The 14,644-nt window shown below is 41.4% G+C and carries 13 protein-coding genes; 7 read left to right on the forward strand and 6 right to left on the reverse strand.

The window, feature by feature from the left end; genetic code table 11:
• Positions 1-7 precede the first annotated feature (7 nt).
• Positions 8-295: a Cys-rich protein gene (locus LEP1GSC192_RS14770; RefSeq protein ID WP_020770848.1), complete on the forward strand. Its 288-nt coding sequence runs from the start codon at positions 8-10 to the stop codon at positions 293-295.
• Between the two features lie 82 nt (positions 296-377).
• Here the strand turns inward: LEP1GSC192_RS14770 and thiH are convergent, their stop codons facing one another.
• From thiH to LEP1GSC192_RS14785, 3 genes are read right to left on the reverse strand one after another with little or no spacing between them, the layout of a single operon-like run.
• Positions 378-1,514, reverse strand: coding sequence for a 2-iminoacetate synthase ThiH (thiH, locus tag LEP1GSC192_RS14775; RefSeq protein WP_020770659.1), 1,137 nt, complete (start codon positions 1,512-1,514; stop codon positions 378-380).
• Positions 1,495-2,307 (reverse strand): thiazole synthase, encoded by an 813-nt coding sequence (locus tag LEP1GSC192_RS14780; protein ID WP_020770697.1) that lies wholly within the window; start codon positions 2,305-2,307, stop codon positions 1,495-1,497. The genes thiH and LEP1GSC192_RS14780 overlap by 20 nt, the downstream gene beginning before the upstream one ends.
• Before the next feature lie 9 nt (positions 2,308-2,316).
• Positions 2,317-5,100, reverse strand: coding sequence for a chromosome segregation SMC family protein (locus LEP1GSC192_RS14785; protein WP_020770772.1), 2,784 nt, complete (start codon positions 5,098-5,100; stop codon positions 2,317-2,319).
• Positions 5,101-5,177: 77 nt separating this feature from the next.
• Between LEP1GSC192_RS14785 and LEP1GSC192_RS14790 the strand changes: the two genes are divergently transcribed.
• Together LEP1GSC192_RS14790 and LEP1GSC192_RS14795 are read left to right on the forward strand one after the other, a co-directional pair.
• Positions 5,178-7,001, forward strand: a complete 1,824-nt coding sequence (locus LEP1GSC192_RS14790; RefSeq protein ID WP_020770853.1) for a motility associated factor glycosyltransferase family protein — start codon at positions 5,178-5,180, stop codon at positions 6,999-7,001.
• A 170-nt stretch (positions 7,002-7,171) separates the two neighbouring features.
• Positions 7,172-8,224, forward strand: coding sequence for a serine/threonine protein kinase (locus tag LEP1GSC192_RS14795; protein ID WP_020770628.1), 1,053 nt, complete (start codon positions 7,172-7,174; stop codon positions 8,222-8,224).
• An 8-nt stretch (positions 8,225-8,232) separates the two neighbouring features.
• Here LEP1GSC192_RS14795 and LEP1GSC192_RS19300 read toward each other — a convergent pair whose 3' ends face one another.
• Positions 8,233-9,561, reverse strand: a complete 1,329-nt coding sequence (locus LEP1GSC192_RS19300; protein WP_157186915.1) for a Fic family protein — start codon at positions 9,559-9,561, stop codon at positions 8,233-8,235.
• A 249-nt stretch (positions 9,562-9,810) separates the two neighbouring features.
• Here LEP1GSC192_RS19300 and LEP1GSC192_RS14805 point away from each other — a divergent pair, with 249 nt between their 5' ends.
• From LEP1GSC192_RS14805 to LEP1GSC192_RS14820, 4 genes are all read left to right on the forward strand, one after another.
• Positions 9,811-10,491 (forward strand): heme oxygenase (biliverdin-producing), encoded by a 681-nt coding sequence (locus tag LEP1GSC192_RS14805; RefSeq protein WP_020770748.1) that lies wholly within the window; start codon positions 9,811-9,813, stop codon positions 10,489-10,491.
• A 45-nt stretch (positions 10,492-10,536) separates the two neighbouring features.
• Positions 10,537-11,736: an MFS transporter gene (locus LEP1GSC192_RS14810; protein ID WP_232421030.1), complete on the forward strand. Its 1,200-nt coding sequence runs from the start codon at positions 10,537-10,539 to the stop codon at positions 11,734-11,736.
• 191 nt (positions 11,737-11,927) lie between these two features.
• Positions 11,928-13,139: an EAL domain-containing protein gene (locus tag LEP1GSC192_RS14815; RefSeq protein ID WP_020770605.1), complete on the forward strand. Its 1,212-nt coding sequence runs from the start codon at positions 11,928-11,930 to the stop codon at positions 13,137-13,139.
• Positions 13,140-13,151: 12 nt separating this feature from the next.
• Positions 13,152-13,373: a hypothetical protein gene (locus LEP1GSC192_RS14820; protein WP_036090349.1), complete on the forward strand. Its 222-nt coding sequence runs from the start codon at positions 13,152-13,154 to the stop codon at positions 13,371-13,373.
• On the opposite strand, the gene LEP1GSC192_RS14825 is transcribed toward LEP1GSC192_RS14820, so the two are convergent.
• Both LEP1GSC192_RS14825 and LEP1GSC192_RS14830 read right to left on the reverse strand, forming a co-directional pair.
• Complete coding sequence (locus LEP1GSC192_RS14825) at positions 13,370-14,302, reverse strand: DMT family transporter (RefSeq protein ID WP_020770817.1); 933 nt, start codon at positions 14,300-14,302, stop codon at positions 13,370-13,372. The two genes, LEP1GSC192_RS14820 and LEP1GSC192_RS14825, sit on opposite strands and share 4 nt — an antisense overlap.
• Positions 14,303-14,415: 113 nt before the next feature.
• Positions 14,416-14,628, reverse strand: a complete 213-nt coding sequence (locus tag LEP1GSC192_RS14830) for a hypothetical protein (protein ID WP_008592748.1) — start codon at positions 14,626-14,628, stop codon at positions 14,416-14,418.
• Positions 14,629-14,644 lie beyond the last annotated feature (16 nt).

Consider the following 14,644-nt stretch of genomic DNA (forward strand, 5'->3'; position numbering starts at 1 on the left):
CACACCCATGAAAAAAACAATTCTTGCGACCGTAATATTGCTAGCCACGGTTTTCACCGGATTCTCCTCCGTTTCCGCTCAAAGCCAAGCATGCAATCAGATCTGTGATTTTTATACAAACTGTGTAGAAGGGCAAAAAAAACTTAGCGCTGCAGATAAACAAAAAGTCGGAGCCGGATGTTTAAATACCTGCCGCAAAAATTATACAGCGGTTACTTCTTGTTATGAAACACATGCAGGTCAATGTACAGCCTTCAACTCCTGCTTGATGGAAAGTTATAAAGGAAAAAAATAATCCTTATCGTTTGCACCAAAACTTAAGTTCTTGATACGTCTATGATCCCGGGTATAAAGAGCCGGGACGTAACAGTAGACTCTTAGCCAATCCGATCGGGTACTTGAAAAAATGCCCGATCGAAATCCTTAAAGACCGGGTCCAGTCCCTTCTTCTTTAACATCTCCGTAAATTCTTGGATCTTTCTCGTATCTTCTATCTCGAATTGTTTTAATTCTTCTCCGCCGGAATAACCTCCGGGATCCGTTCTAGATTCCACGGACATATGAGTGATCGGCATTCCTGCCAAATGGTTTCGCATCCGAACGGATTCTCTAGTGGATTGTACAAGTCCACTGTCCGGTAAAAAAAGACGGAGCGCGAATAAAAATCGAACATACTCTCTATCGGATACAGAGATCGTTTTATCGAACTCACCTTCCGCCGGTCTCATCCGAGGAAGGGAAACTTGGATCGTAGTTCTCCAATATTTTTTAGAAAGATAATGTGCATGTTCAGCAAGACGGAACATTTCTCCGTATGGATCAGAAAGTCCGAGAAGCGCTCCTACTCCGATACGTCGAAAGCCGGCAAGCCCACCTCTATCCGGAGCCTCTAGTCTGTATCTCATATTCTTTTTCATCCCACGCAGATGATATTTGGAATAGACCTCCGGATCATAGGTCTCTTGGTAGACTACCAGACCTTCCACTCCTTCCCCGATCAATACCTCGTATTTTTCCCGGTCCATAGGGTAAATTTCTATGGAGATGGAATCGAAATATGCTTTTAAGACCCTCACCGCGGATTTTAAATATTCTAAATTTGTAATAGAGTAATCTTCTCCGGTTAATATCAGAACATGCCTGATCCCTTTGGAATAAAGAACTTCCGACTCGGCCAGGATCTCCGACTCGTTTAATGTTTTTCTGGGGATCTTATTCTCAAAACTGAATCCGCAATAAACACAGGAGGACCTACATTCGTTGGAAAGATACATCGGCATATAGAGAGAGATCGTATTGCCGAATCTTTTTTTGGTCCAGCTTAGAGAAAGCTGGGCCATTTCTTCCAAATAAAGATCGGCAGTCGGATGCAATAAAGAAAGATATTCTTCGAAATTGAGCGTTTTCCCGGAAGATGAGGTATGGAGTGCGGACTCTATATCTATATTAGATTTAGATAATACTCTTTCCTTCGCTTCCGAGAAGGAGATCTTGTCAAATAACTCCGTGTACATTTCTAGATTCTTCTTCTAAAAATCCTGTGAGAGGACTGGAAGCCGATGCTTTTTTGGATCGGGAAGTTCCGGAATTGGAGTATAATCTGGAAATCCTACCCGCTTCCGTTGCAAGTTTGAAAGCGTACGCTGTTTTGGCAGGATCTTTTGCGATCGCGATCGCCGTATTTACTAAAACCGCATCCGCTCCCAACTCCATTGCTTGGGCGGCATGGGAAGGAAGGCCGAGCCCTGCATCGACCACTACCGGTATATTGGATTGTTCTATAATAATTTCTAAATTTGCCAGGGTGCGAATGCCTTGGTTAGTCCCAATCGGAGAACCGAGAGGCATTACAGTGGCACACCCCGCTTCTTCCAAATGTTTACAAAGGATCGGATCAGCGTTGATATAAGGTAGGACATGAAATCCCTCCTTTACCAGGATCTGGGCGGCCTTGAGTGTTTCGATCGGATCCGGAAGAAGGTAAACCGGATCGGGGGTCACCTCTAGTTTTACCCAATTACCCCCACCTAATTCTCTGGAAAGTCTTGCAAGACGGACCGCTTCCTCCGCATCCCGGGCGCCGCTCGTATTCGGTAAAAGTAATATTTTTTCCCGATCGATCTTAGTCAGAATATCGTCTTGGGGCGAAGACAGGTCTACTCTACGAAGAGCGACAGTCACTACTTCCGTTCCGGAAGAATGGATCGCTTGTTCCAAAGCGGTACCGGAAGAGAATTTGCCGGTACCCAAAAACAGCCTGGATTTGAACCTTCTGCCTGCGATGATTAGATCGTCTGATTCCGCCACAATTCCAGATTATACTGCTTCTGTCGCTCTTCCAGCAAAATCTCTGGCTTCGTCCAGTCTCAAGCTGATAATTTTGGAAATTCCAGGCTCTTCGTTTGTGACCCCGAAAATGGAATTTGCCCTGTGGATCGTAGACTGAGCGTGAGTGATCACCACAAACTGTGACTTGTCCTTGAACTTGTCCAAGATCTGGCAGAATCGAAGCTTATTCGCCTCGTCGAGTGCTGCATCGATCTCATCCAAGAAACAAAATGGAGAAGGTTTTACCATATAGATCGCGAATAACAACGCGATCGCTGTTAAGGATTTTTCTCCACCCGATAAAAGCCTAAGGTTCTGGACATGTTTACCGGGAGGTTCCGCCATAATCTCGATGCCGGCATTTAAGCTGTCTTCTCCGTCCACGAGTTCGAGCATCGCTCTTCCCCCATTAAACAAAGTGGAGAAGGTTTCCTGGAAATTTTCTTTGATCCTTTCGAATGTTTCTCTGAAAAGTTTTTCGGACTCTTCGTTGATATTTTTCAGGATCTCCGTGATATCGTTTTTGGATCTTTCGATATCTTCTTTTTGAGTACGATGGTGTTCGTAGATCTCTTTTACATTTCGATATTCTTCGATAGAAAGAGGGTTAATGGAACCCAACATCTGGATATCGGATTTTAAACGTTTGAGCTTGGTCTCGCTCTCTCCCTTTTCAGGTTTTTTGTCTTTGAACTCGTCGGCAAGTTCCTGTTCGGAGATGGAATAATCGTTGTACAATTCTTCGGAGAAGGATTCGAGTTGGACCTTATAAACCGAGACCGCCTTTTCCTTTTCGGTCAAGATCGGGAATAAGTTCTTATAATCTTCCTGGTTTTTCTGGATCTCGTTTTTTAAACCTTGGATCTCTTTTACGATATTCCTGAGCGCTTCTTTTTCGGAATCCAAAGCTCGGCTCATTTCTAAAAATTCATTGTATCTGTTCTCGATCTGTTGTTCCAGTTCGATCACTTCTTTTTCGAATTCCGTTTTTTTAAAGCCTAAAGTTTTAATGGACTCTTGTGCTGCCAAGATCCTCTTTTGGGTCTCTTCTATCCTTTCGGAAAGAGATTTGCCGGAATCTAATTTAGCATTCCTCTCGGAATTTAATTCTAAGATCCTTTTTTCTAAATAAACGATCTTTTCACGGATATTCTCCGCTTCCTCTCGTAAAGATTCAATGGCAAGTCCGGATTCTTTGATAGACCTGGTCAGATTTTCGTTCTCTAAGATCAGATCTTCGATCTCTTGGTCTAAACCTTCTTTTTGGGATAAAAATCCGTCCCTATCGAATAATAAACTGCGGATGCTGTCTTCCAAGGAGAAATATTCCCCCAACTGAGATCTGAACTTTTCCGTTTCTAGTTTCCCGGCTAGGTAGGAGATCTTGTTTTTAGTTTCTTCTCCGCTATACGAATCCAATGCGGATTTTAATTCCGCTTCTACGGAATGGATCCTGTCTGCTTCTCCGAGTAGGAGTTCCTTCAGACGATTTCTTTCCGCTTCCGTGGATTGGGCTTCTTTTTTACGGGATTCCAATTGGGAGATGAGATCAAAAATGACTTCTTTTAGTCTTTCTCTCAGTTCCACATGTCGTTTGTCATTGGACTGGATCTTTGTTTCCTTTTCTTGGATGGAAGTATTCTCCGCCTCTATCTTGGATTCTATCCCCGTTTTATTCTTACGAAGGTCCTCGATGCCAAGCTCTAAGGATTTACTTTCTCCTTCCAGATCAATCGCTTCTTTTTCCAGCTTTTCTTTTTCGATCTGCAGAAGACTCTGAGCGGATTCTTCCTTAGTTAAGGATTCTCTAATGTCGGATATACGATCGGAATAATCTAGGATAATCCCTTTATTACTCTCTACCTTGTCTTTTTGGATCTGGGTTTGGGTGAGATGATCCAAAAGTTTTTTATCGATCTCAGCGACCTTCTTCTCCAAGTCGGACTTTTGATGGTCCAACTCTTCGATCCTTCCGGTTTCGGAAGAGATCATTTCCAAAAGAACTCTGTTCTTTTCTTTGATCTCTTTTAATTCGTTTTCGGAGGTTTCAAATTTTCTCGTAAGAGTGGAAAACTTGATATAACGGATGATCTTGTCCGTTTCGTCCAACTCTTGCTTGAGTCGGAAATATTCTTCGGCCTTCTCCGCTTGTTTTTCCTTAACTTCCATTTCCTTTTTCATCGTATTCATAATGTCTTGGATACGAAGAAGGTTTTGGTTGGTGTCCGAAAGTTTTTTGAGAGCCTCTTGTCTTTCCATCTTGAATCTGGAAATACCTGCAGCCTCTTCGAAGATCAGCCTTCTCTCTTCCGGTTTGGAATGAAGGATACGATCCACTTTTCCTTGTTCCATAATGGAATAGCTGGATTTTCCGATCCCTGTATCGAGGAGGATCTTTTCGATTTCCTTACGTTGGACGCGAGAATCGTTTATTAGATATTCGTTATTTCCATCCGCGTATAATCTGCGGGTCAATTTGATGGTTGGATAATCCATCTTGATCAGTTTGGAAGAATTATCGAAGACAACGCTGACTTCCGCAAAACCCGCAGGCTTACGAGCTTCGGAACCGTGAAAGATGACATCATCCATCTTATCACCTCGAAGACCCTTGGCGGATTTTTCGCCGAAGACCCATTTTAAAGCGTCGACTATATTCGATTTTCCGGAACCGTTAGGTCCTACAACTGCGGTAAATCCCGGATCGAGAAGGACTTCCGTCTCGTCCGCAAAGGTCTTGAATCCAACAATATTCAGGCTTTTAAGATACATATGTATTTTTGTGTTTCTTTGGGAAATTGATTGCAAGTGACCAGAATCGGGCGGACTCTGGAATGCTTAGGAGTATTATGTCTCACGATCTCCCGGAAAAAACAAGAGAAATATTCGGGAAAAAGCCCTATCTCAGCCTGTATTTCCAAAATCCTCCAACCGAGCCGTTGGAGTTCCGACTAGAGGCTGCCAAAAACCAAAACGAGTTCTTTCTCTCCAAAAAAGGGAGGGCCTTGGCAAGTTCAGTTTCTCCCCTTACCCAAGCAAAACGCCAAGTGGATTCCGTTTTCATTCAATCCACCGATCTCGTAGCAATTTTAGGGCTCGGAAATCCGCATTTGATCCGAGAAGTAGAATCCAAATTAGAACCCGGCCAAATTTTATTACTCATAGACAAGGACAAAGACCTACTCTTTCCACTTTGGGAAGAATGGCTGGAACCGGTGATGGAAGTCCCGGGAAAACATTTGTTCTTGGGAGAAAATTCACTCTCTCTTCTTTGGAATTATCTGGAGTCCCTTCCGGTGGAAAGAGTTTCCGGCATCAGGATACTACGAAACGCAGCAAGCGTTTCCTTGGAAGAAATGTTCTATGCGGAAACGGATATAAGACTTCGAAAAATTTTATCGTCTAAGATGAGTGACCTACTCACCAAATTCGAATTCGAAAGGATTTGGGTGAGAAATTCTCTCGTAAACACGGCAAACTTTCTGTCGCCGCCGAGCCCAAGGACAAAAATCGAGTTTTTAAAAGAAAAATTTAACGGAACACCATCCCTACTCGTATCCGCAGGACCGAACCTGCGCAGACAATGTGAATGGATTAAAACTATTAGAGATAAGGTTTTTGTAATGTCCTGCGATACGTCTCTCAAAGTTCTTCTCAAATATGGGATCGTACCTGACGGAGTAATGACATTGGACGCACAAACGCATTCCGTATTCCATTTTTTAGGAGAGGATACGTCCTCAATCCCGTTATTCGCGGACCTGGTTAGTTCCCCTCCTATATTAAGAAATTTGAAATTTAAATCCATAGTCCATAGTATTACCGCAAAATATCTGGTAGATGCTTCCGGAGAATTAAAAAGAGAAGCGACCGCAGGAAGTTCCAGTGCGGAGTCACTGCTTGGTCCGATCGGAGACATCCAATCCGGAGGAAGTGTCGCCACGACCGCATTCGATCTACTCAGAAGCCTTGGATGTAAACCCTGCTTTTTGGTCGGCCAAGATCTGGCCTATTCCGGCAGAGAGATCCATTCCACAGGAACTCACCATAACGAAAAATGGCTTACTTTACTTTCCAGAAGAACAAGTTTAGAAAAAATCAATGAAGCAGTGGTCCGAAAAAGAGATACAAGATACGTCCCTTCCGTCACTGGAGGAGAAGTATTGACGGATTATGTTTTGGACTTGTACAGACATTGGTTCGAAGAATCTTGTAAGTCCTTGGACTTTCCGGTATATAATGTAAACACACAAGGCGCCAAAATAGAAAATGCACAAAATATAGGACCGGAAGAAGCCACACGGATCCTAAGCGGATTCCAAAATCACAAATACTTTTGGAAAGAATTCCCTGCCTGGAAACCGGAATTGATTAACGAAACCTTGGTGGGATCTCCTACGGATTTCAAAAAAGAATTATTAGAAACAATCGATAGGATCAAAAACGAATTCTCCAAATCGGAAAAAAAAGAAGAAGTTTATGCAGATCTACTTTCTCTTTTTCGAAACACATTAGGAAAATGGGAAGATCTCAGATATCTTATCCGAAAAACGGAAGTATATATTCTCCGCCATAAAGATAAACTGGATGAAGCCCGCAAAAAAGAACTTTTCTTGGGCGCAATACTCAAAGAGTTCACTATGCTCCGCAGAAAACTTATAGCTGGAAGCTAGTTTTTTCGCACAGAGCTCACAGAGAACACGGAGTATAGGAAGTATTTGCAGATAAAAAAACCGTATACCTTTTAATTCCTCCATGACCTCGGTTCTCTCCGTCCGAACTCGCCTTCTTATATCCCCAAAAAATCCTATGAATCCTCTTCCCTTCTTAAATACTAGTGGAGATGGAAACCCCTGGGAAAGAATTCTACAATCGACTGGATATAGACTCCGTTTTGTCGGCGGTAGAAGATGCGGGTTTTTCCGTTTCAGGACACTGCCTTGCCTTAAACAGCTTAGAGAACAGAGTCTACGATGTAGGCTTGGAAGAAGGCGGAAGGCTTGTAGTAAAATTTTATCGTCCGGGACGTTGGACTCTGGATCAAATATTAGAAGAACATTCTTTTCTAAAGGAGTTGGAGGAAGGAGAAATACCTGTAGTCGCTCCCCTGACTTTGGAAAACGGAGTCACAGTCCGAGAAACGAAGGGAATTTATTATACGATCTGGCCTCTACAAAAAGGAAGACTGGTAGAAGAGCTGGACAAAAACAATTTAGTCCAAATAGGAAGACTACTCGCCAGAATACACAATATAGGCGCATCTAAACAGGCAAAACATAGAATACAATACAATCTGAAAAATTTCGGCGAGGAGCCATTGCGGTTTTTAAAAGAGAAGGAGTTCCTGCCCGCTCATCTATGGAAAAGATACGAAATAGCGGCCAGCAGGATATTTCACTCATTCTCCGAAGCTTCCAAAGATATGCCGTTCCATCGGATCCACGGAGATTGCCATAAAGGAAATTTAATACAGACATCCGACGGACTATGCTTTATAGACTTCGACGATTTTGTGACCGGGCCGGCAGTACAGGATTTTTGGATGCTTCTTCCTTTCGGCGACTCCTCTTCCGAATACGAAAGAGAGATCTTTTTAGAAGGCTACCGCGAGTTTCGGGAATTTCGCCATTCTTGGTTCGATCTCGTGGAACCATTACGAGGTTTACGCTATATCCATTATTCTGCATGGATCGCAAAACGCTGGGAAGATCCTTCTTTCCCGAATGCGTTTCCTCATTTCGGGACCGAAGAATATTGGGAAAAAGAAACCCAGGATCTGGAAAGATTGGGTTCGGATCTTCCTGTATCTTCCGAGTCGGATGGCAGGAACTCTTTTGGTAAAACGGAAGAGTCCCAACTTACGAATAAGGACTTTTTCTGGGATATGGAGGATTAGGAGGTTAATCACTGAATATTCTTAATAAAAATTAAGATTTCCCTTCCTACATAATTACAAATTTTCTCGATTTTCTCAGTTGGAATAATTTGGTCATATAAACCAATTTCTTTTATTCCCGCTGTCCCCGTTTGGATTTCATAATTAAAATCATTAAATCTAATATTTAATGCGAAGCTATAATCGTTCCCCGTTTCTGAAGAATGTTTAAATCCCTTAAGCCTTCCCAAAATAATAACGGATCTCAGCGTATCTAATTCTTGTTCGCTGTGGTCTACCCAATACTCAAAATCTACAAATTCCTGAAAGGTTATTTGATGGCCAGAATTCAAGGTTATAATTGACTCATTTTCGATTTCGTGATAGAACTCCTTAAATTTATAAGTAATTATTTCAAGTTTTTTCATTAGAGGAAATAAACTATTTCTAAATGTGTAATTCAGATTCAGCGCATCCTTCTTAGCTTTCACTATATCCTTTTTTGAGATTTCAATTTGTTTCAGCACAAGCTGTATTTCTTTATCTAAATCACCCGGTTCTTCTATATTTTCTCCTTTAACTCCTTTCAACATAATTTCCAAAGAACGAATCAACTGCTGTCCGACGTATTCTACAAAAGTATTAATTTCCCCTCCATCAGCAATTTGTAAAGCTCTAAGATAATTTTCCTTATCTTCCGTCTTAATAATTACAGGAGGATATTCATTCTTTATTAAAATTAAGTTCATTAGAATACGCGCAAGTCTGCCGTTACCATCATCGAAAGGATGTATTTTAATAAAAGCGTGATGAAAAGTGGCTGCAAAGACAAGCGGATGGAGCATTCTTTCTTTCATTTCTTTTTCATGCCAAATCAGAAGTGCCTGCATCTCTTCTTCGACCTTTAAAGGATCAGTGAAAGTTAAAGTTTCGCCTGTTATTGTTTTTACATGGTTGGGAAATTCCTTATATTTTCCCGGCTGGAACTTTTTAAGTATCTTTTTTCCGTTTTGATCAATTGCTTCCGTTTCGTATGGTTCTACCAATAATAATTTATGAAAGGAACGAATAATAAATTGAGTTAAAGGTTTATTCTCTTTAATAAAATCTTCCAATTCATGAATTGCTTCATTGTGTCCTTTGATATCCAGATGATCCTTTAAAGGTTTTCCGGCCGCAGTAAGACCGTGGAGCAAGAATGCCTTCGTTTCTCCGAAAGTAAGAGAGTTTCCTTCAATGTTATTAGAATGAAAGTTCCAATCTAACCGGAACTTTCTCATAATTCGATCCATGGTATCGGCCGGAATTGGTCGAAGTGCATCAATTTTTGATTTTAGATCATCGATTTGTTGGATCATTTCAGAGATCGACATATTTATAGATTCGTCATTTGTGAACTAGTAGCAATGAATTTAATAATGAAGTGCAGCTTCCAAACCTGAATTAGCCGCAAATGTAAGCTTATCTAATTCATCCCGGACCCTTTTTCCCTGTCGAAATGCCTACAAAATCCCCAACCCACGAGATTCTGCCAAAATCCAATTTTTTGAGATTGACTCTCAAGTCTAAAATTAGAGATTTGTCACAGTATTGTCAGGAGAAACCCCATGAGCCTAGCCCAAGCATTAAGAGACGGAACCTCCGAATCTCATACCATCGCGGAAAATAACGCATTCATTCGCTGCTTCATGAAAGGAGTCTTGGAGCCCAAAAGTTACGCAAAACATTTGGAATCCTTTTATTTCGTATATGCAGCAATGGAAGAAGAGCTGGAAAACAAAAAAGACCATCCAATCGTAGGAAAGATCAGATTCCCGGAATTATATAGAAAGGCGATGATCGAAAAGGACCTAGCACATTTTTTCCAACCGGGACATTCTCCAAAGGCGACTCCTGCAACGGAAGCTTACGTAAAACATATTAGAGAAACTGCAAATACTTCCCCTGAATTATTAGTGGCTCATAGTTATGTTCGTTATTTGGGAGATCTTTCCGGCGGTCAGATCCTAAAAAGAGTGGCAGCTAAAGCTTTAGGGATCGAAGGAACATCCGGTCTGGATTTTTACGAGTTTCCCGAGATTTCTAGTCCGAAAGATTTTAAGGATAAATATAGAAACACATTAGATTCTCTTCCTTTGTCCGATTCCGAAAAACAAAAGATCGTGCAAGAGGCGAACGAAGTTTTCAAATTGAACGGAAAAATTTTCGACGAGTTGGAAGAAACCTTGATCTCCTCAATAGGCAAAGATAAATTCGAAGAAGTTCTAGCGAGTCCTGCGAGGCACTGATTTTTGTTAAAAGTATCTGCCAAAAAAGGATCCTCCTCCTTGGAGGTGGATTCTTTTCCCTGGATCACATTATCCTTCATCTTTTTAACTATGCTTCCGGTCACGATGATCGTGCCGGTATATAAAGAGATTATAAAAGATAGATTGGGTGGAACCGGATACGGAGTAGCCTGGTTCCAAAGTTCCGCCATGCTTGGTTCTTTCTTATTCTCACCTTTGGCAGGGTGGCTATCGGATAAATTAGGAACGAGAAAAAAATTAATCGGGACTTTTGCTATATTGGATGCGTTTTTGTTAGCCCTCCTCCCGTTTATGCCGAATATCTCATCTCTATTTGTTTTGAGATTTTTGGAAGGAGGGGCTCACATTTTTGTGATCGGCCTACTTCTCACCTGTATTTCGGACAGAGAAAAAGACCAAACATCTAGTTTTTATAATAAAGGAATCTTATTCGGATTAGGCGGAACACTTCTTACATTAGGAGGAGGTGTCGGCCAATCTCTCGGATTTTTAGGGAATAAAGATCCTCTCCTACCGTTTTTCGTAGGCGGGTTTATTCTTTTGGTTTTGGGAATTTTATCATTCTTCTTCTTGGAAGAAGGTAACCTAAAAAAATTAGAATGGGAAGGGTGGCAAAAGACTAAAACTGCACTAGTTCTTTCTCCTTTATTACTCGTTCCGATCGCTTTCCATTTTGTGGATCGATTTACTGTAGGTTATTTTTTAAGCTCCTTAAATTTACATCTCAGAGAAGATCTGGGATTTTCCCCAGGTCAGGTCGGCGGGCTTTTCGGAGTAATGTTCCTATTAATGAGTGTGTTGTCACTTCCTGCGGCACTTATTTCCAGAAGATGGAATTCCATCTCCTTAGTTTGGATCGGCTCTTTCATTTACGGGGTCGCTCAAGCGAGCACTGGCTATTTAAACAGTTCATCCGGACTGTATTTGTCTATGATTGCATGCGGTATAGGTGCCGGGATCATGTATGTCCCTGCTATGAGACTTGCTTCTTCACTCGCCCCCATCGGTTTTAATGCAGTGGTAATGACTGTGTTTACCGGGCTTGGTTCCTTGGGATTTCTTTTGGGACCTATAGTTTCCGTTTACGCCCAAGAGTCACTTAGTCAATTGTACGATAAAACTTCCGCTCTGGAATTCACAGGGATCTTGTATGGAGGTTTAGAAGTTTTATTGGTTTTAAGCACTCTTCCCCTGCTATCTAAAATTTTAGAGAAAGAAAGATGACTCGATCGATACGATCTATAAAGTTTTTAAAATATATTTCGTTCACCGACTTTGTTAATCTCAATTCCTGAATAATCTGGCGTTAATAATATCAAACAAATTTAGTTATATTAACGTATTTCCTCTCTAAAATGAGATTCGTTTTAGATTTAAGTTTACTATAACGATAAAAACATCTCATATAACGGATAATGATCTTACAAGCTAGGAAAACGGAAATCATCCCATTCTTCCAACCGATCTTGTCCGTAGAAGATGGGCGAATTTTCGCCCATGAAGTTTTGGCTCGTAAAAGAACAGTAGATGGTTTTGTTTCCGCGGGCTATTTATTTTCAACAGAGGCAGGCCTATCCGACTCGGAACTGGGAGAACTGGAAGAAGGACTCTGGAGAAAAGCTTTAGAAATACTTAAAGTTTATCCTTACCAATCCAAATTATTTCTGAATATTTCTCCCAATCGTCTTTATAGGGAACTGGAGAACGAAAGAATAGATTCTTTTAGATTATTACGTTTAACAAGAGAATATGGAATAGAGCCGAATCGTATCATCTTAGAGGTAACGGAAGAAGAGTTTTCAGGAAGCCTGGATTCGTTAAGGATCGCAGTGGACCTTTTGCGTGCATATGGATTCAAGATCGCATTGGACGATCTAGGTTCAGAAGCATCCGGAATAGAAAGAGTGGGACTTCTTCGCCCGGACTTTTTAAAATTAGATCTGAGATTGATCAGAGCTTCTTCTCGTTCTCCTTCCGTGAGAAAAGTTTTGGAACATATCCGTGACCTTGCATTCTCCTTAGGAGCTTCCGTTTTATACGAAGGTTTAGAAACACAAGAAGAATTGTATTTTGCATTAGAAGGAGGAGCAAGATTTCTACAGGGATTTTTGCTGTTGAGACCCGGCGCGGAGCTTTCCACCGGCAAAGAACCATCTCTATCCATCAAAGAGATGGTAAAATTTTTCCATCAGAAAAAAATGGAAACTCTACGCCAAGAGTTGAATTTCGAGAATAAGATCAGACGGACTTTAGGTGAACTTCTAAATCCTTTTCCTGTATTAAAGATAGCTAATAGATATCTGATTGACGCTTATACCGTATTCCAATCCTCCAAAGAGATCCATAGAGTGTACATAACCGACTCCAAGGGAACACAATTATCCCCTTATTATATGAGGACAGGACAAGATTCCTTTCGGGAAACGAGTCATGGGATCGGTAAAAACTGGTCTTATCTTCCCTATTTTTATAGGCAACTTAGGGACTCCATGAGAAAACCCGATGATTGGGGAATGAGTGAGCGTTACTTTGATAGCGACGCCGTAAAAGATCTGATCGTTTTTAGTAAGGAAGTGGAATCAGGTGCGTACGTATTTTTGGACGTGACCGCTCCTCGTGTGTATTAAAAAACGGCTTTCATGAGCGGTATTGAAAATCAAATCCTACAAGATATTTATAGGGCGTCTTCCCAAGGAGGATTTCTTACTATGAGGGATTTGGAATTGAATACTTCCCTTTCCGAATGGAAATTACGACCTCATTTAGAAGATCTGAAAGAAGCAAGTCTAATCGTAGAGCACCCGGAAGGTTTCCAGGTTGCTCCGAAAGGTAGACATTTTTATCAAAGTAATTGGGGTTAATTCGGAACTTCCAATTCTTCTTCTATCGCCAAAACTTCTTCTTTTTTTACCTGCGTCCTATTCAATATGATCACGGACGAAATCGCGAACACTCCGCCGAGTAAGGTGCTTAATTTAGGCTCTTCTCCCAAAAAGATCCAACTCCCCAAAAGTGCTGTCACAGGTACAAGGAAGATAAACGAACTTGCAGTTCTGGATCCCAATCTGCTGGAAGCGTAAAAATACACCGTGGTCCCAAAGGTTGTAGATATTACGGAAAGATAAAATAGTTGTAGCCAGAAGTTCCAATCGTTATCCATCACTCCGCTCAGATCGTAAGGAAATGCGAGAAATAGATCGAACACCGTCCCAATGCTGAACACGTAAAAACTGTAAACCATCGGAGACATCCTTTGTCCTGTACTATGACTGTTCATGCTTAGAACGGCCCAACTGAATGCGCAAAGTAAAAAGTAAACATTCCCCGATTGGAACAACATCGTCCAATCTCCTTCCCAAATTTTTAAGAGTAAAAATCCGCCGGTCAATCCTATGAACAAACCTATGAATTCTTTTGCGGAAGGTAATTTTTTTTGGAAAGTATGGACCAAGATATACGTAAAGATGGGATTCATCGTGGTCACTAATACCCCGCCAGCTCCCGCTAATCCCTGACTAAGTCCTAATAGGAAAAATTGATTGTATATCGTGTATAAGACAGCACCAATCGCAACTTGTAATAATCCTTTTTTGTCGGGTAAGACAATGGATTCTCTTCTGAGGATCAGGACCGGGACCAAAGAGATCGCAGTCGCTAAAAATCTCCAGAATACGATCACGATAGGAGGTTCCGTGCCCACGATCGATTTTGCGGAAGGCCAAGCGAATCCCCAACTTACCATGGCGATTACGAGAAGGATAAAGAATTTTATAGATTGATTTTGGAACATCCCTAGTTCTGCCTCATTACCAGTTTTTTTGTTCACCTCTTGAAGAGGAGTATAATAAAAAACCCGGCCTTAGTGCCGGGTTTTCCTTTCGACTTTAGTCTGTATCTGAAAGATCATGCATTAAGATCGATTAGATAACCCCTGCGAGTAATTTGATCGTCGGTATTTACGCCTACCTTGGCGAGACTCTTCGGCGCTGTAACAACTGTATCCATGTTACTGAGCGGATGAAGACGATCCGGCATATTACGGATGGTGAATTCGGATTGGGAGAATTGTTGGGCTGCTCGGTTATTACTTCCAGCCGCGTTGATTTCTTGTAACATAACTGCGAATCCTATT

Origin of the sequence: Leptospira sp. B5-022 (assembly GCF_000347035.1) — a bacterium.
GTDB lineage: Bacteria > Spirochaetota > Leptospiria > Leptospirales > Leptospiraceae > Leptospira_B > Leptospira_B cinconiae.